Here is a 15,610-nt window from a genome sequence, read left to right on the forward strand (position 1 = left end):
TCAGGGGTGGGGGGGGGAGTAGCTTTGGTGTCCTCCCCCCCCAAACCTCGGACCAGCGAGGTTGCGCGGGGGGGTGCTTCGGGGGGGGGGGGGGGGAGGGGGGCCACGGCCGGGGTCCTGGCGACCCCGGCCGTGCCCGCCCGCGCGTTCTGCTCCCGTGCCCGTCCGGACACCGGTACCGCGCTCGGCGGCGCCGGTGGCTCAGCGGCGCCGGTCCTTGCCCGTCGCGGGCGGGTCCTCGGGCAGCTCCGCCTCGATCCGCTCCTTGCGGACCGTGCCGGTCACGGTCTCCTGCTCGACGAGCTCCTCGGTGGTCAGCCGCACCCGTTCCACCGGCACGGCCTCGGTCCGGACCACCGGCCGTTCCTCGTGCAGCACGACCTCGTGCTCGGCCTCGCCGATGGGCTCACCGGCGAGTGCGGCGTCCCGGTTGGCCTCGGTGATCGGCTCGCGTTCGACGCGGACCTCCTCGTGGCGCACCGGTACGGTCCGCTGCTGCTCCTCCTCCACGACGTACTTGCGCAGGCGGGCGCGGCCGGCCTCGTGGCGTTCGGTCCCGACGGTCATCCGTTCCTCGGAGCGGGTCATCGCGTCGTCCTGGTCGGCCGCGGTACCCGCCCGGGCGCCCGTACCCGCGGTGGCGGCGGCAGCGCCTGCCGCGCCGGTGGCCGCGGTCCGGTCCCCGGAGTGGGCCCACCCGCCGTCGCCGGGCTGGTTGGCCTCGTGCCAGGCGTTGTCCCAGGCGATGCCGTAGTGGTCGTACAGACGGTGCTCCTCCTGGGCGGAGAGGTGGTTGCCGCCGTCGACGTCGACGTTGGGCGCGTCCTTGACGGTGGCCTTCGGGTAGGGCACTTCGAGGTGGTCGTCGACGATCCGGGCGTCGCGGATCGGGACGAACGACTCGCTCGTCCCGAACCATCCGGTCTTGACGCTCACCCACTCCGGCTTGCCCGTCATGTCGTCGAGGAACAGGTGGTCGGCCTTGCCGATGCGGTGGCCGTCGGCATCGTGGACCGGGTGGTCGAGGACGGTACGGATCTGCTGTTCGGTGATCATCAGTTACGCCTCCTCCATGGGTCTGAGGAGCGCCTTGCCATCGGGACCGAGCCGAAACGGCCTCCCGCATGACGTTCGCTCAGCGTCACCGGTCTCATGAACCCGCTTGCGCCATGGCCCGGATGGGGCTGCGGCCGTGGTGGCGACGGAGCGTTGCCGGTGTCGGCGAGCGGGCCCCGGGAACGGGGCGTACCCGTGCTGGTGGCGACACGGTGGGTGGCGGGTGGTCGGCGGCGGGAGAGCTTGCGGTTCACCCGTTCGGCCCACCGCCGGGGTCGGTGCCGGTCACCCTCCGGAGCCGGTGGGGAGGACCTGGGTCGGGTGGATCCGGGACCGGCCGCCCGAGGGTCTCCGGCCTGCGGCTTCGGCCCGTGACTCCGGCCCGTGACTCCGGCCCGTGACATCGGCCCGTGACATCGGCCCGTGACTCCGGTCGACCCGTGGGGCACCATCGCCGGTGCGTCCGGAGCCACCGCTGCGGACGCACCGGCGATGGTGCCGGGTGGCCCGGCCTCCGCGTTCCCCGGACTTCGTCCTCGAACCTCCCGTACAGTGCGGTCCAGAGGGTGGGCCCATCGGTCGGCACGAGCCGATCCCGGGTCCCGGACGTCCTCGCCCCTTCGACGGGGGCGGAACTCCGGACCTTGCTTCGAGACCGGCCCCGGTTCCGGCCGGGACGCCGACGGGGGGAGACGACGTGGGGGAACTGGACGGCAAGGCCGCCCTGGTGACGGGCGGCTCGCGCGGGATCGGGCGCGCCGTCGCCCGAAGGCTCGCCGCCGAGGGGGCGTTGGTCGCGGTCCACTACGGTGCGAACCGAGCGGCCGCCGACGAGACGGTGGCGCTCATCGCCGAGGCCGGCGGTGTGGCGTTCGCGGTGCGGGCCGGGTTCGGCGAAAGCGGCGCGGTGGACCGGCTGTTCGAGGGACTGACCGCCGGGCTGGCCGAGCACGGCGCCGACGGTCTGGACATCCTGGTCAACAACGCGGGTGTCCACTCGGCCAGTTCGATCGGGCAGCTCACCGAGGAGGAGCTGGAACGGCTGCTCGCGGTCAACGTGCGCACGCCGATCTTCGTGATCCAGCGGGCGCTGCCCCTGCTGCGGGACGGCGGCCGGATCGTCAACGTGGGCTCGGCGGCCACCCGGATCGCGAGCCCCCTCCAGATCGGCTACACCGTGACCAAGGCGGCGCTGGCCGCTCTCGGCCCGTCGCTTGCCAACGAGTTCGGCCGACGCGGGATCACCGTGAACACGGTCGAACCCGGAGTGGTGCTGACCGACATGACCGCCGGGTGGACGGGCGCTCCCGAGGCGGTGGCCGGACTGGAGTCGATCACCGCGCTCGGACGGATCGGCGAACCGGAGGACGTCGCCGATGTGGTGGGCTTCCTGGCGGGGCCGCGGGGCCGCTGGGTGACCGGCCAGACCCTCGACGTCTCAGGCGGCACCTACCTCGGCCCGATCCCTGCGGGGTGATCCGCAACCCCCGACGGGTTGACACCGGACCGGGCGGGCGGAACATCCACCGGGCACTCGACCCACTTCACCTACTGAGCGGGGCTGGCCCGTTCATCCGCTGCTTGTCGGGTGCGCGCGTGCGGAACGCTCGACCGGGAGATCCCGGTCGAGCGTTCCGCGGTAGCTGACCCGCAGTCAGTTGGCGGCGAGGAGCTGGAGCGTGTCGATCACGCGGTTGGAGAAGCCCCACTCGTTGTCGTACCAGGCGACCACCTTGACGTGTCGGCCGTCGACGCGGGTCAGGGCCGAGTCGAAGATGGACGAGGCCGGATTGCCCGTGATGTCGGACGACACGAGCGGGTCGTCCGAGTACTCGAGGATGCCGGCGAGCGGCCCCTGCGCCGCGGCGCGGTACGCGGCGAGGACCTCGTCGCGCGTCACGTCGCGGGTGACGGTGGTGTTGAGTTCGACGATCGAGCCCACCGGCACCGGCACGCGGATCGAGTCGCCCGACAGCTTGCCGTCGAGGTTCGGCAGCACGAGGCCGATCGCCTTGGCGGCGCCGGTCGTGGTCGGCACGATGTTGACGGCGGCGGCACGGGCCCGGCGGGCGTCGCGGTGCGGGCCGTCCTGCAGGTTCTGCTCCTGCGTGTAGGCGTGCACCGTCGTCATGAAGCCGTGCTCGATGCCGGCGAGGTCGTCGAGCACCGCGGCCAGTGGCGCGAGGGCGTTGGTCGTGCAGGAGGCGTTCGAGACGATCGTGTGCGCGGCCGGGTCGTAGGCGTCGGTGTTGACCCCGTACGCCAGCGTCACATCAGCACCGTCCGACGGTGCGCTGACCAGGACCTTCTTCGCGCCGGCGGCGAGGTGGGCGCGGGCGGCCCCGGCCGAGGTGAAGCGGCCGGTCGCCTCCAGCACGATGTCCACGCCGAGTTCGGCCCACGGCAGCTGCGCGGGTTCACGCTCGGCGAGCACCGTGATGCGACGGCCGTCGACGACGAGGGCGTTCCCGTCGACGGTCACCGGGCGGCCGAGCCGGCCGGCCGTCGTGTCGTAGGCGAGCAGCCGCGCCAGGATGGCGGGCTCCGTGAGGTCGTTGACCGCGATGATCTCCAGGTCGCTGTCACGTTCCAGCAGCGCACGCAGCACATTGCGTCCGATGCGGCCGAATCCGTTGATGGCGATGCGCGTCATGAGTGGTGTCCCTTCGGTTCACCACCAAATCTCGCGTACGGCGCCCGCTCACGACAGCGGCGTGATTGCCACGGTTCAAAAGGATCACGCCAGCTCACCCGTCCTCGAAGGTGATCCGAGCGGGCCCCGGCCCTCGTCCAGGAAGGCGACGAGGCGAGGTCGTGCTCGGCTCCTGGTCCTGGACCGGCCCGGCCGCCCTGGGCAGCTTCGACGCCGACATCGAGGTCGTCGGCCCGCCCGAACTCGGGTGCGCGCTCGCGTACCTCGCCACGCGTTGCGCCCAGGCCGTCGGCGCCTCCGGCCCGCCCCCGGCCGGGACGCCGTAGACCCGGAACACCCCGCGTGGAACGGCCCGGCCCGGGCTGCTCCTAGGACTGCTGGGCCGTGAAGGTGCGCCGGTACTCGCTCGGCGTCGTGCCGAGGATGCGACGGAAGTGCAGCCGCAGATTGGCACCGGTGCCCAGCCCGACGTCGGCGGCGATCTGCTCGATGTGCCGCTCGGAGCGTTCCAGCAGCTCACGGGCCCGGTCGAGGCGGGCCCGCATGACCCACTCCATCGGCGTGTACCCCGTGTCGTCGACGAAGCGCCGCGAGAAGGTGCGCGGCGACACCGCGGCGTGCCGGGCGAGCAGTTCTAGGGTGAGGGGCTCGCCGAGCCGGTGCAGCGCCCACTCGCGGGTGGCGGCGAACCGCTCGCCGAGCGGCTCGGGCACGCTGCGCGGCACGTACTGCGCCTGGCCGCCGCTGCGGTAGGGGGCGGCGACCAGGCGCCGGGCGGCGTGGTTCGACGCGGCCACCCCGAGGTCGCCGCGCAGGATGTGCAGGCACAGGTCGATGCCCGAGGCCGCGCCGGCGGACGTCAGGACGCTGCCCTCGTCGACGAACAGGACGTTCTCGTCGACCTGGACGAGCGGGTGCTTCGCCGCGAGCGCCCGCGCGTAGTGCCAGTGCGTCGTGGCGCGCTTGCCGTCGAGCAGGCCCGTGGCGGCGAGCGCGAAGGCGCCCGTCGAGATGGCGGCGAGCCGCGCGCCCCGGTGATGGGCGGCGATCAGCGCGTCCACGACGGCCCGCGGCGGGTCGTCGCGGCCCGGGAACCGGTACCCGGGGACGAAGACGATGTCGGCCCACGCCAGCGCGTCGAGGCCGTGGGCGACGAGGTACGACAGGCCGTCGCCGCCGGTCACCGGACCGGGCGCGGCCCCGCACACCCGCACCTCGTACGGCATGCTCGCGCGGGTCGTGAAGACCTGGGCGGGAATGCCGACATCGAGCGGTTTCGCGCCCTCGAGGACGAGGACGGCGACGCGGAGCAGGCGGGAGTCGGGCACAGGACGAGGTTACGTGGAGCCGTGACCCCGGTCGGCCCCGGACGCGGGCCGGCCGGCGGCGCACCGGCCGGCCGTCGGCGGTGCGCCCGGTGGGTGCGTCAGTCGCCCTGGCCGGCGCTTCCGATCGGGCCGACCTCCACCGGGGAGCCGCCGCCGTCCGTGACGGGCAGGGCGCCGGTGCCCGGCCAGGTGAGGGAGACCGGCCTCGTCTCGTCCGGCGGGGTCACGACCGGCCCGGTGACGCGAACGCCCGAGCCGCGCCCGTCCCGCCACGCGCTCTCACCCCCGGCGCGCGCGGGCGGACCGGCCTCGGCTAGCCTGCCCCCTCGTGGACGATCGACCCGAGCCCTCGACCCTGCGCGTCTTCGTGGCGCTGGCCCCGCCCGACGATGCCAAGGACGAACTGGCCCGGGCCCTGCAACCCGCCTACGCCGGGTACCCGCGGCTGCGGTGGAACCGGATCGAGGACTGGCACATCACCCTGGCCTTCCTCGGTGAACTGCCCGCCACGGCGGTGCCGCTGCTGCGGTCGGCGCTCGCCGGCCAGGCCGCGTCGCGCCCGGCTCTGCGCCTGGGCCTGCGGGGCGGCGGCCACTTCGACCAGCGCCTGCTGTGGAGCGGGATCGACGGCGACCTGGACGGACTGCACCTGCTCGCCGCCGACGTCCGGAGCGTGATCAGGTCCTGCGGGATCGCGTTCACGGAACGCCCCCTGCGCCCCCATCTGACGCTGGCACGGTCCCGCCGCGACGACCCCACCAGCGTGCCGCAGGCCGCGGCCGGACTCGCCGGGTTCGTGGGCCGGTCCTGGCGGACCGAACGCCTCCACCTCGTCGGCAGCAACATCGGCCGCGGCCCCGGGCCGATCCGCTACCGCGACATCGAGGCATGGCGATTCGCCGCCGCCCGCTCCGGCGGCGAGGACGCTCCCAGCGAGCCGTGACCGACGGCCTCGCGGCCTTGCAGCTGCGGTGGGCGGCCCGGGGGATCAGCCGCCTCCGAGCGGCCCCCGAACGCCGGCCGGGGCGCCGTGCCCGGCGGTGCGTTCGGCGGTGCGTTCGGGGAGGTGACGGGGGGCTGTCGGTGATGACGGCGATCTATCAGTGATCGGTGAGTCGGCCGCTGTGTGATGGGTCAGGTCGGCGCCGCCGTCCGCACACCTCCCCCAGTCGAAGGAGCCACTCGTCATGACCCCCGCACCCCTGAGCCCGCCGTGGGACGTCCACCGGTTGCCGTCCGCCGCCGGCAAGTCCTTCCTGGTCACCGGAGGCAACGCCGGGATCGGCTACTTCGTCGCGGAGCAGCTCGCCGCGACCGGGGCCGTCGTGGTGCTCGGCTGCCGGGACCGGGGGAGGGCGGGTGCCGCCATGGCGGCGATCCGGTCGCGCGTTCCCGCCGCCCGGCTGCGCCACCTTCCGCTGGACCTCGCCGACCTGGCGTCCGTGCGCGGTGCCGCGGACGGCCTCGGGCTCGACCACCTCGACGCGGTGGTCCACAACGCGGGCGTCGCGCTCGACGACCCGCCGCGGCGGACGACGGGGGACGGTCACGAGCTGATGTTCGGGGTCAACCACCTCGGCCACGTCGCGCTGACCCGGGCACTGGCGCCCCTGCTGTCCGCGGCGCCGGCCGCCCGGATCGTCACGGTGGGGAGCTTCGCGGCGCGCTCCGAGCGGCTGGACCCGGACGACCTCCAGTCACTCCGGGACTACCGCCCCGGGCGCACCTACGGCCGGTCGAAGCTGGCGCAGATGTCCTTCGCCTTCGAGCTGGACCGCCGCCTGCGCGCCCGCGGCAGCACCCTGCTCAGCGTGGTGGCCCACCCCGGCGGCGCCCTGGACTCCCTGACCCCGAGCCGCCCGGGGGTGCACGCGGCGTCCCGGGGCACCCGGCTGCGCGCGCTGCCCGCCGGGCTGCTGCTCCAGGGCAAGGACGCCGGGGCGTGGCCGATCGTCCGGGCGGTCCTGGACCCGCGGGTGCGGGGCGGGCAGCTGTGGGGACCCAGGGCGTTCGGCCTGCGCGGCGCGCCGCGGCTGGAGCCCGCGCGGGCCCACATGACCGATCCGGCCGTCGCCGGGCGCCTGTGGGACGCCAGCTGCGACGGGGCCGGCGTCGAGCCCCACCTGGGCCTCCTCTAGACGCGGCTCCCGGTGCTCCGTGCCACCGTCGTGGTCGGCGCCGCCCCGGGAGCCGGGGCGGTCAGCGGGGGGCGGGTCAGCGCCGGGCGGTGGCGGTCAGCTCCGCGGTGGCGAGGATGTGTCCGCTCATCGCCATCGAGAAGGAGGCCACGGCGGGGGTGCTGGTCGCGGCCAGGCCCAGGCCGGGCACGTCCAGCGCCACCACCCGGAGCACGTAGTGGTGCGCGCGGTCGCCGGCCGGCGGGCAGGGGCCCAGGTAGCCGGTGGCACCGGTGTCGTTGGGCCCCGCGACCGCGCCGGCCGGCGTGGCGCCGGTGAGGGTCGTGACGGTGGCCGGGATGTCCCAGGTCATCGCGTGCCAGAAGCCGCTGCCGGTCGGCGCGTCCGGGTCGAAGAGCGAGACGGCGTAGCTGTGGGTGCCGGCGGGGGCGCCGGACCAGTGGACGGTCGGTGCCTGGTTGGCACCGGAGCAGCCGAAGGCGTTCGCGTAGCCGGCCGCCGGGACCGTCCCGCTCCGCCAGTCGGGGCTGGTCACGGTGAACCGGGGCGTGTGCCGGGGGATGCCCGCGCGCACCTCGGTGTGCCCGAAGCGGTCCGGGTGGGTGGCGGAGTGGGCCGCCGTCGAGGCGGTACCGGCGAGGGCGAGGGTGGCGGCCGTGGTGGCGGCGAGTGCGGTCACGCGGGTCGAGCGCTTCATGGGTGGTTCCGTTCCGGGTCGCACGGTGGTGTTCGGTCGGGACCAGCCTTCCGGCGCCCGGCATCCCGGGGGAGGCCGCGCGCATCCTGGTACGCGGCGTGCCACCCTCCGGCGTGGACCGCGCGGCGCCCGACCGGCGACGATGTCGCTGTGAACGATCGACGGAACGGGCCCCGCGCCGAACTGGGCGCGTTCCTGCGGGCGACGCGCGAGCGGACCCTGCCGGGCGACGTCGGCCTGCGGGCGGGCGCGCGCCGCCGCACCCCGGGCCTGCGCCGCCAGGAGGTGGCCGAGCTCGCGGCGGTGAGCGTCGACTGGTACATCCGGCTGGAGCAGGGCCGCGCCGGGACCCCCGGCTCGGCGGTGCTGGAGGGGATCGCCGACGCGCTGCGGCTGACCCCCGCGGAGCGCGAGTACGTGCACCTCACCGCGCGCGGCGAGGTGCCCCCGCGCCGGCATGTCGCCACCGCGCCGGCGGCGTCCCTGCGGGCGGTGCTGGACGGCATGCCGCTGCTGCCCGCCTACGTCATCGACCACCGCCTCGACGTCCTGGCGTGGAACAGCGCGGCCCGCGTGCTGTTCGGCGACGGGTTCGGCACCGGTACGGCCGCCAACACGGCGTGCCTGACCTTCCTGGACCTGGAGAACCGCCGGACCCAGCCGTCCTGGGAGCAGTTCGCGCGGGAGACGGTCGGCGCGCTGCGCTCGGCCTCCGCACGGCATCGAGGTGACCCGCGGCTGCACGCGGTCGTGGCGCAACTCCTGGACGGCAGCCCGGAGTTCGCCCTCTGGTGGGAGGACAGGACGGTGCGCGAGCGGTCCCACGGCAGCAAGCGGATGCGACACCCGGTGGGCGGGGAGCTGGCCCTCTGCTACGACCAGCTCGCCGCCACGGACGGCTCCGACCAGCGGCTGATGGTGCTCACCCCGGCGGACGGGGTGACCGAGCGGGCGCTGCGCCTGTTGATCGCCGGCTACTCGCAGGGCGCCGTGGGCACGTCGGCCCAGGTGCTCAAGGCGGCCCGGACGGCCTGAGCCGCCGGACCGTCCGGACGGGCCCCGCCCGGGCGCTGGTTCGGCCTGTGACGCTCGTGCCGGTGATCCCCGGTCAGCGGCGGCCGGTGGCCAGGGTGACGAGGAACTGGCCGCCGCCCGGCTCGATGTGGGCGGTCACCGGCAGGTCCGGTACCAGTCGGGAGAACCGGTCCACCAGCCAGTCCGCGGCTTCCTGGGCGTCCTGCCTGGTCGGGCAGCGGCCCACCATCTCGCGGCCGCCCTTGCGCTCCAGCCTCGCGGCCACGGCGATCAGCGGCGCGGGCTCGACCACGTACAGGCGGTCCGGCCAGGCGATGACCACCTTGACCGCGCCCTTGCGGGAGTTGCACCCGCGGTGCGCGAGCCGCTCGGCGACCTTGGCCTTCCGGTCGGCGGTCCGGCTGTCAACGCTGGGCCCGCGCGGGTCGTTCACCGACTTGTCGGGGTCGACCGGTTCGTCGCACACCCAGCATCGCCAGCTGTCGTGCTCGGCCACATCATCGAGGAGACTCACCCGAGTAAACTAGCCTGCCCCGCCGCGGCCCCGCGCAGCAGGGCCTCGGCGATCGGGTGGAGCGGCGCCCGCCCCTCGCGCGGGCGAGGCCGCGTCGGCCCGGCGCCGGCCGGTCCCCGGTCCTGCCGGCGTCCGCCATCCGGGTGCGGCGGACGCCCGCGCTCTCCGGGCCGGTCGGAGCCGGTCGGAGCCGGTCGGGCCTCGGCCGGAGTCAGCCGGGGCTGAGGAGACAGAACTCGTTGCCTTCCGGGTCGACCAGGATCGTCCAGTGGATCTCGGACTGGTCGATACCGGGGTCGGTGGCGCCCAGGGCGCGCAGCCGGTCCGCCTCCGCCGCGTGGTCGTCACCGCGGTAGGGGCGGAGGTCGAGGTGGACGCGGTTCCACCCGCTCTTGGTGTCGGGGGTGCGGATGAACTCCAGGTAGGGGCCGACGCCTGCGGCGGAGCGCATGGTCGCGTAGTCGTCGGTGACCTCGTGCAGCGTCCAGTCCATCGCCTCGCCCCAGAACCGGGCCATCGCCCGTGGGTCGGCGCAGTCGACCACCACCGCGGCGATCGGCCCGGTGTCCCGGTAGACCGGGCGGGGCTCCAGGACGCAGAACTCGTTGCCCTCCGGGTCGGCCATGACGGTCCAGGGGACGTCGCCCTGACCGACGTCGGCGAGCGTCGCGCCGAGGTCCCGCAGCCGTGCGACCAGCTCCGTCTGATGGGCCGTCGAGGTGGTGGCCAGGTCGAGGTGCACCCGGTTCTTGACCGTTTTGGGTTCCGGCCGGGCAATGAGGTCGATGCAGACGGCCGTGGGATCGGGATAGCTGAAGCCGACGGGTTCGAGGTTGGTCACGCCGGGCCCCTCGCTGTCGAGGCCCCAGCCGAGCGCCTCCGCCCAGAACCGGCCGAGCGCGGAGTCGTCCCGGGCCTTCATGTTGATCTGCACAAGTCGGGTTGCCATGCCGAAGATCATAGAAGCTGTCGCGGGCCCGCACCCGAGTGCGCGCGGAAGACCCGTCTCCCCGGCTGCCTCACCGGCCCGCGGCGTGGAGCCCGGCGGTGGCGACGACCGGCCGGACCTTGGTGAGCATCAGGTGCAGGAACTGGTCGGGGTGGCGGAACGACGCGAAGTGGCCGGCGCCCCTGATCAGGGCGAACTCCTTGACCGGCGCCTGCACGTCGTCGAGGAAGCACCGGGCCCGGCCGGTACGGGGCGTGGGCGTGGGTCTGGGAGCACGGCAGTTGGCTGTGCGTCGAGGACGACGGCCTGCTCGGTGAGCTCTCGGCGGGGACGGTGGCGCTGTCCCTGCACGCCAACGAGAAGCCCCTGGTGGACTTCCGCTACGCCGAGGACGGGCAGCTGGTCACCGGTCTGCACACCCTCCTAGGCATCGAGCCCCGGCACCGCACCGGCCGGGACCCCCACCGCTTCGACGCCGAACTGCGGGCGCTGGCCGCCTGCCCGGACACCGGGGAGACCGGACCCCTGGGCATGCGCGGCCTCTCCTACCGTCTCGCCGAGGGGCTCGGTGCGGGTGTCGACCCCGCCGGTCTCACCGGGGGGACGGTGCTCAGCGCCCAGCTCCGGCCACGTCCCGACCGGGTCGCGTGATCTGGCCGATCCGGTCGCCCGGCGCGGGCTCCTCCGCCGCTCCGCGCGCGCGGGCGGTCCGCCGCCGAGGTACCGGTTCCCGGGAGTGATCATTTAGCGTGTGCTCCCATGGAGAAGGCTCAGGAGTTCGAGGCGCACCGGCCTCGCTTGTTCTCGTTGGCGTACCGGATGCTCGGGTCGGCGGCGGAGGCCGAGGACGCCGTGCAGGACGCCTACCTGAGGTGGCACGGTGCCGAGCGGGAGCGGATCGCCGCGCCGGGGCCGTGGCTGGCCAAGGTGACCACCAACCTGTGTCTGAACCGGCTGACGTCGGCGCGGGCCCGACGCGAGGAGTACGTCGGACCGTGGCTGCCGGAGCCGGTCCGGACCGACGGCGGGGCGCTCGGGCCGATGGAGACGGTGGAGCAGCGGGACGCGGTGTCGCTGGCCGTCCTGGTGATGATGGAGCGGTTGACCCCGCCCGAGCGGGCGGCGATGGTGCTCCGCGACGCCTTCGACTACAGCCACCGGGACGTCGCGGGCGTGCTCGACTGCTCGGAGGCGAACGCGCGGCAGCTGTACCGCAGGGCCAAGCAGCATCTGGGCGACGAGCGGCCGAGGTTCGTCTCCTCCCAGGGGGAGAGCGGTGAGTTGGTGCTGCGGTTCCTGGCGGCCGCAGCGCAGGGCGAGCTGGCGCAGCTGGAGGAACTGCTCGCCGGACAGGTCGTCGCCTGGTCGGACGGCGGCGGCAAGGTGGGAGCGGCGCGGCGGCCGGTCGTCGGCCGGGAGAACGTGGCCCGGTTCCTGGCGGGTCTGTTCGCCCGGTGGGCGAACGGGGTGCGGATCGAGGTCGTCGAGGCGAACGGCACGGCGATGGTGCTCGGGTGGGAGGGCGGGGAACTGACGTCCTGCGGTGCGCTGGAGCTCGGTGGTGCCGGCATCACCGGCGTGCGGCTCATCAGGAACCCGGACAAACTGGCCTTTCTGGCGCATCAGTGCTCCGGGTTGTCACAGAACACGTGAGTCGTCGGTTCCTCATCGGTGACGGCAGAACGAGAAGGGCTGTGACTGATGAAGAACGACGCGATCATGGTGACCGGCGCAACGGGCGTGCTCGGCCGGGAGGTACTGGACCGGGCGCGCCGCGCCGGGCTGCCGGTGCGGGCCCTCACCCGCAGGTCGGTGCTGCCGGACGACCCGGGGGTGACCTGGTTCACCGGTGACCTGGCCGCCGGCACCGGGCTGGACGAGGCGTTCGCCGGGGTCCGCACGGTCATCCACTGCGCGACCGACGTCCGGCACTTCAAGAACGACATCCCGGCCTTCGAGCACCTGCTGGAGGCCGCGGCGCGCGCCGGGGTCGAGCACATCGTCAACATCTCGATCATCGGTGTCGACCGGATCCCGTACCCCTACTACCGGATCAAGCGGGAGGGCGAGCGGCTGCTCGCGGCCTCGGGCATCGGCTGGACCAATCTGCGCGCCAGTCAGTTCCCCGAGCTGCTGAACACGGCCTTCGGGTTCCTGTCCAAGCTGCCGGTGGTCGTCGTGCCGTCCGGTACTCCCTGCCAGCCCGTGGACCAGGGCGAAGTGGCGGACCGCCTGGTCGAGTTGGCCCTGGGCGATCCGGCCACCGGTGCGCCCCCGGCCGAGGGCTGGGGGCGGGTGCCGGACCTGGCCGGACCCACCGTGTACCCGGCCGACCGCCTGGCCAGGGACTGGCTGCGAGCGGCGGGCAAGCGCCGTCCCGTCCTGCCGGTCTTCATTCCGGGGAGGATCGGGGCCGCCTTCCGCTCCGGCGCCCTGACCGCGCCCGACCGCCCGGCGGGCAGGCGGACCTGGGAGGAGTACCTGGCCGAGAAGGTCGCCCGCTGACTCCGACACGACCGTACGCGGCGGCGCCGGTCGGGGCGGCGCCGCCCGTGCGGCCGGCCCGCCCGTCGGTGCGCGCCGCGGGCGTCCCCGCAGGCGCCTCTTCGGACGCCCATCAGGACTTCCCGGGGAAGGTGCTCGCCGGGAGGTACACCGAGGCGACCGCCACCCGGGCGACCGCCGAGGCGGCTCCGTTCCGATATATGGCCGTCGGGTGCTCCGAGGCGGCGATGACGGTGAGGATCGAAGGCGTCGAGGCCTCGGCCGAGATCCGGAACAAGGCGGGGGATTCGCTGACGTCCTGGTGGGACGGCCAGGGCGTGGTCATGGCCGTCGGGCTCCCCGGGGCCGTTCACCGGCCTGGGCCTGGGTCTCGGTCTGGGCGTGGCGCCTGATCGGCGGAGCGCGAGGCTGACGGGGCCCACGAGGAGCGGGCGCCGTCAGTGCTTCGGCGAAGTGGGTCGGCCGGTCGCGATACCGGCAATCGGAGGAGGCATCGCGCTCCTGCCCGCCGCACTCGGCGAGTCGCGGCTCGACGTCCGAGGCGCGGCTGGGGGCCGGTCCCGGCGTGGATTCACGGGACGGAGGCCGAAGTCGGCCGATGCCGCAGCGCTCACGGCATCGGGTGTGGGCTGGGGGAGGGTCGCGGTGGTCGGCTGTGCTCCGGTAGATTGCGTTCCATTGGTGTCACCATTGGTTCGAAATGATCGTTCGGGCCGCGGATCCTGGGAGTGCATGGTGCTGGGTGCAGGTTCGACGGGTACCGCGGTGGCGGGGGCCGCGGTGCTGGCCGGGGTGGCGGCGGGCGGCGCCTGGCTGTGGCGCAACCAGGGCGCGCTGGCGGTGCGCCGGCCCTTCAACGAGTGGACCTTCACTCACATGTCCGCCCTCATGCCCACCGAACCGGTCACCGGCTCGGGCCCGACCCGCCGCCTGCCCTCCGCGCCGCGCGACCTGGGCGACTTCCGCTACGGCCACGCGGGCGAGCGGCGCACCCTGGCCGACCTGCACCGGCGGACCGACACCACCGGGTTCGTGGTGCTGCACCGGGGCGCCCTCGTCCACGAGGAGTACCCGGGCCGGTTCGCCGCACCGGACCGCCGGTTCCAGCTGTTCTCGCTGACCAAGTCGGTCACCTCGATCCTGATCGGCTGCGCGCTGGCGGACGGCACGCTGCCCTCGCTGGACCGCAGCGCCGCCTCCTACTGCCCGCAGCTGGCCGGCTGTCCCTACGGGGAGCCGACCGTCGAGCACCTCCTGCAGATGACGAGCGGCGTCGGCGAGGTGGAGGACTACACCGACCCGCATGCCCTGATCAACCGGTTCGAGCGGGCGGTCACCGGGACGGGTTCGGTCCTGGAGGTCGTGCGGTCGGCCCGCGCCTTCGCCGAGCCCGGAACCGCCTTCAACTACTCGACCCTGGACAGCCAGGTCCTGGGATGGATCCTGGAGGCGGCCACCGGGAAGCCGCTGGCCCGGTACGCCGCCGAACGGCTCTGGACGCCCATCGGTGCGGAGCGCGACGCCTACTACTTCCTCACCCGCGGACGCCCCCGCACCGCCGTCGGCGGCGGCTCGTTCAACGCCACCGTCCGTGACCTGGCACGGGTCGGCCTGCTGATGGCGCGGCACGGGAACGTGGACGGCGTCCAGGTCGTCCCCGCCGCCTGGACCGAGCGCGCCCGCGGAACGGATCTGCCGCAGCTGCGGGTCGGCGCACTCGGGCCCGGAGGAGCACCGCACTACGGCTACGCCAACCAGTGGTGGACGCTGGGCGGCCCCCGCCGCGCCTACACCGGGCTCGGCATCCACGGCCAGTACCTCTGGGTCGACCCCGAGGCGGACACGGTCGTGGCCAAGACCAGCGCCTGGCCGACCGCCGACGACGAGGAACGTGACCGCGAGACGGTGGCGGCGCTGACCGCGCTGGTCGACTTCCTGGGCCGCGACGACCGGCCCGCCCGCGGTACGGCCGGGCCGGTGCCCGCGACCTAGGATGAGTCGCATGACGGACCCCGGGGCGAGCACGCCGACGACCAGACCGAGGCGCGGCCGACCGCCCACGACCTCGCTCAACCGCGGGCTGATCCTGGACACGGCCAGAGCGCTGATCGAGCGTGAGGGCCCCGACGCCCTCACGCTCCGCCGCCTGGGCACGGAGCTGGGCTCCAACCACACGGCGGTGCTGCGCCACTTCGCCAGCAAGGACGAGATCGTGCTCGGGCTGGCCGAGCGGCTGATCGAGGAGTCGCTGGAGGGGTTCGTCCCGCAGGAGGCCTGGCGCGAGACGCTCGCCTCGCTGGCGCGGCGGGTCCGCGCCGCCTGCCTCGCCCACCCCTCGATCGCCGTGCTCGTCGCGACCAGGGTCTCGCGTCGGGCGGCCGAGTTCCGCGGCGCGGACGCGGTCATCGGGGCCCTCCGGCAGGCCGGGTTCGGCGACCTCGACGCCGCGCGCTACTACCGGGCGCTGGCCGACACGGCCCTGGCCCTCTCCTCCTACGAGGCGTCGGTCGCGTTCCTGGACCAGGACGCGCGGCAGGGCGACCGGGCGGCCTGGCAGCGGGAGTACCTCGCCGTCTCGCCGGCCGACTACCCGCACCTGGCCTCGGTGGCCGGGCACCTGGCCGGGATCGACGCCGAGGACCAGTTCGAGACGGTCCTGGAACTGCTGCTCGACGCCGTGGAGTTGCGCGCGCTCCGGGCCGCCGGCCGGGGGACCGCGGGGCGGTAGCCGCGCC

The 15,610-nt window shown here is 74.4% G+C and carries 18 protein-coding genes and 1 pseudogene; 10 read left to right on the forward strand and 9 right to left on the reverse strand.

Annotated elements, in window-relative coordinates:
* Positions 1 to 201: 201 nt before the first annotated feature.
* On the reverse strand, positions 202 to 1,056 hold the full coding sequence (locus tag ACZ4UX_RS23330; RefSeq protein WP_465708068.1) for a PRC and DUF2382 domain-containing protein: 855 nt from the start codon (positions 1,054 to 1,056) through the stop codon (positions 202 to 204).
* 697 nt (positions 1,057 to 1,753) lie between these two features.
* Between ACZ4UX_RS23330 and ACZ4UX_RS23335 the strand changes: the two genes are divergently transcribed.
* Complete coding sequence (locus tag ACZ4UX_RS23335; RefSeq protein WP_465708069.1) at positions 1,754 to 2,533, forward strand: SDR family NAD(P)-dependent oxidoreductase; 780 nt, start codon at positions 1,754 to 1,756, stop codon at positions 2,531 to 2,533.
* A gap of 177 nt (positions 2,534 to 2,710) precedes the next feature.
* On the opposite strand, the gene gap is transcribed toward ACZ4UX_RS23335, so the two are convergent.
* The gene (gene gap / locus ACZ4UX_RS23340) at positions 2,711 to 3,709 is read right to left on the reverse strand and encodes a type I glyceraldehyde-3-phosphate dehydrogenase (RefSeq protein ID WP_329491662.1); all 999 of its coding nucleotides are present in this window, start codon (positions 3,707 to 3,709) and stop codon (positions 2,711 to 2,713) included.
* Between the two features lie 161 nt (positions 3,710 to 3,870).
* Here gap and ACZ4UX_RS23345 point away from each other — a divergent pair, with 161 nt between their 5' ends.
* Entirely contained in the window at positions 3,871 to 4,035 is a 165-nt protein-coding gene (locus ACZ4UX_RS23345) for a hypothetical protein (RefSeq protein ID WP_465708070.1), read from the forward strand.
* A gap of 42 nt (positions 4,036 to 4,077) precedes the next feature.
* Here ACZ4UX_RS23345 and ACZ4UX_RS23350 read toward each other — a convergent pair whose 3' ends face one another.
* Both ACZ4UX_RS23350 and ACZ4UX_RS23355 read right to left on the reverse strand, forming a co-directional pair.
* On the reverse strand, positions 4,078 to 5,037 hold the full coding sequence (locus tag ACZ4UX_RS23350; RefSeq protein ID WP_329491663.1) for a GlxA family transcriptional regulator: 960 nt from the start codon (positions 5,035 to 5,037) through the stop codon (positions 4,078 to 4,080).
* Positions 5,038 to 5,135: 98 nt separating this feature from the next.
* Positions 5,136 to 5,303, reverse strand: a pseudogene (locus ACZ4UX_RS23355) (DUF4232 domain-containing protein); the annotation flags it as partial.
* Positions 5,304 to 5,365: 62 nt separating this feature from the next.
* On the opposite strand from ACZ4UX_RS23355, the gene thpR reads away from it, so the two are divergent.
* The gene (thpR, locus tag ACZ4UX_RS23360; protein ID WP_465708071.1) at positions 5,366 to 5,980 is read left to right on the forward strand and encodes an RNA 2',3'-cyclic phosphodiesterase; all 615 of its coding nucleotides are present in this window, start codon (positions 5,366 to 5,368) and stop codon (positions 5,978 to 5,980) included.
* Positions 5,981 to 6,224: 244 nt separating this feature from the next.
* Positions 6,225 to 7,175: an SDR family NAD(P)-dependent oxidoreductase gene (locus ACZ4UX_RS23365; RefSeq protein WP_465708072.1), complete on the forward strand. Its 951-nt coding sequence runs from the start codon at positions 6,225 to 6,227 to the stop codon at positions 7,173 to 7,175.
* 76 nt (positions 7,176 to 7,251) lie between these two features.
* Here ACZ4UX_RS23365 and ACZ4UX_RS23370 read toward each other — a convergent pair whose 3' ends face one another.
* On the reverse strand, positions 7,252 to 7,872 hold the full coding sequence (locus ACZ4UX_RS23370) for a YbhB/YbcL family Raf kinase inhibitor-like protein (protein WP_465708073.1): 621 nt from the start codon (positions 7,870 to 7,872) through the stop codon (positions 7,252 to 7,254).
* Between the two features lie 150 nt (positions 7,873 to 8,022).
* Here ACZ4UX_RS23370 and ACZ4UX_RS23375 point away from each other — a divergent pair, with 150 nt between their 5' ends.
* Positions 8,023 to 8,907, forward strand: a complete 885-nt coding sequence (locus ACZ4UX_RS23375) for a helix-turn-helix domain-containing protein (RefSeq protein ID WP_465708074.1) — start codon at positions 8,023 to 8,025, stop codon at positions 8,905 to 8,907.
* Between the two features lie 73 nt (positions 8,908 to 8,980).
* Here ACZ4UX_RS23375 and ACZ4UX_RS23380 read toward each other — a convergent pair whose 3' ends face one another.
* From ACZ4UX_RS23380 to ACZ4UX_RS23390, 3 genes are all read right to left on the reverse strand, one after another.
* Positions 8,981 to 9,421 (reverse strand): hypothetical protein, encoded by a 441-nt coding sequence (locus tag ACZ4UX_RS23380; protein ID WP_329491668.1) that lies wholly within the window; start codon positions 9,419 to 9,421, stop codon positions 8,981 to 8,983.
* Between the two features lie 211 nt (positions 9,422 to 9,632).
* On the reverse strand, positions 9,633 to 10,370 hold the full coding sequence (locus ACZ4UX_RS23385; protein WP_352291508.1) for a VOC family protein: 738 nt from the start codon (positions 10,368 to 10,370) through the stop codon (positions 9,633 to 9,635).
* 70 nt (positions 10,371 to 10,440) lie between these two features.
* Positions 10,441 to 10,587, reverse strand: a complete 147-nt coding sequence (locus ACZ4UX_RS23390) for a hypothetical protein (protein WP_465708075.1) — start codon at positions 10,585 to 10,587, stop codon at positions 10,441 to 10,443.
* A gap of 68 nt (positions 10,588 to 10,655) precedes the next feature.
* Between ACZ4UX_RS23390 and ACZ4UX_RS23395 the strand changes: the two genes are divergently transcribed.
* From ACZ4UX_RS23395 to ACZ4UX_RS23405, 3 genes are all read left to right on the forward strand, one after another.
* Positions 10,656 to 11,021 carry a DUF6461 domain-containing protein gene (locus ACZ4UX_RS23395; protein ID WP_465708164.1) on the forward strand — a complete coding sequence of 122 codons (366 nt, stop codon included), beginning with the start codon at positions 10,656 to 10,658 and terminating at the stop codon, positions 11,019 to 11,021.
* A gap of 108 nt (positions 11,022 to 11,129) precedes the next feature.
* Entirely contained in the window at positions 11,130 to 12,023 is an 894-nt protein-coding gene (locus tag ACZ4UX_RS23400; RefSeq protein ID WP_465708076.1) for an RNA polymerase sigma-70 factor, read from the forward strand.
* 48 nt (positions 12,024 to 12,071) lie between these two features.
* Positions 12,072 to 12,875: an SDR family oxidoreductase gene (locus ACZ4UX_RS23405; RefSeq protein ID WP_465708077.1), complete on the forward strand. Its 804-nt coding sequence runs from the start codon at positions 12,072 to 12,074 to the stop codon at positions 12,873 to 12,875.
* 112 nt (positions 12,876 to 12,987) lie between these two features.
* Here ACZ4UX_RS23405 and ACZ4UX_RS23410 read toward each other — a convergent pair whose 3' ends face one another.
* A complete protein-coding gene (locus tag ACZ4UX_RS23410) occupies positions 12,988 to 13,200 on the reverse strand; it encodes a hypothetical protein (RefSeq protein WP_465708078.1) in 213 nt (70 codons plus the stop codon).
* Positions 13,201 to 13,607: 407 nt separating this feature from the next.
* Here ACZ4UX_RS23410 and ACZ4UX_RS23415 point away from each other — a divergent pair, with 407 nt between their 5' ends.
* On the forward strand, positions 13,608 to 14,867 hold the full coding sequence (locus ACZ4UX_RS23415; protein WP_465708079.1) for a serine hydrolase domain-containing protein: 1,260 nt from the start codon (positions 13,608 to 13,610) through the stop codon (positions 14,865 to 14,867).
* Positions 14,868 to 14,877: 10 nt separating this feature from the next.
* Complete coding sequence (locus ACZ4UX_RS23420) at positions 14,878 to 15,603, forward strand: TetR/AcrR family transcriptional regulator (protein ID WP_465708080.1); 726 nt, start codon at positions 14,878 to 14,880, stop codon at positions 15,601 to 15,603.
* Positions 15,604 to 15,610 lie beyond the last annotated feature (7 nt).

The sequence above is a fragment of the Kitasatospora sp. NPDC028961 genome, assembly GCF_055564815.1.

What these genes read in the sequence shown, in the direction of transcription:
- ACZ4UX_RS23330 (WP_465708068.1), bottom strand. Translation starts at nt 1,056, where the DNA reads ATGATCACCGAACAGCAGATCCGTACCGTCCTCGACCACCCGGTCCAC.
- gap (WP_329491662.1), bottom strand. Translation starts at nt 3,709, where the DNA reads ATGACGCGCATCGCCATCAACGGATTCGGCCGCATCGGACGCAATGTG.
- ACZ4UX_RS23365 (WP_465708072.1), top strand. Translation starts at nt 6,225, where the DNA reads ATGACCCCCGCACCCCTGAGCCCGCCGTGGGACGTCCACCGGTTGCCG.
- ACZ4UX_RS23370 (WP_465708073.1), bottom strand. Translation starts at nt 7,872, where the DNA reads ATGAAGCGCTCGACCCGCGTGACCGCACTCGCCGCCACCACGGCCGCC.
- ACZ4UX_RS23385 (WP_352291508.1), bottom strand. Translation starts at nt 10,370, where the DNA reads ATGGCAACCCGACTTGTGCAGATCAACATGAAGGCCCGGGACGACTCC.
- ACZ4UX_RS23400 (WP_465708076.1), top strand. Translation starts at nt 11,130, where the DNA reads ATGGAGAAGGCTCAGGAGTTCGAGGCGCACCGGCCTCGCTTGTTCTCG.
- ACZ4UX_RS23405 (WP_465708077.1), top strand. Translation starts at nt 12,072, where the DNA reads ATGAAGAACGACGCGATCATGGTGACCGGCGCAACGGGCGTGCTCGGC.
- ACZ4UX_RS23410 (WP_465708078.1), bottom strand. Translation starts at nt 13,200, where the DNA reads ATGACCACGCCCTGGCCGTCCCACCAGGACGTCAGCGAATCCCCCGCC.
- ACZ4UX_RS23415 (WP_465708079.1), top strand. Translation starts at nt 13,608, where the DNA reads ATGGTGCTGGGTGCAGGTTCGACGGGTACCGCGGTGGCGGGGGCCGCG.
- ACZ4UX_RS23420 (WP_465708080.1), top strand. Translation starts at nt 14,878, where the DNA reads ATGACGGACCCCGGGGCGAGCACGCCGACGACCAGACCGAGGCGCGGC.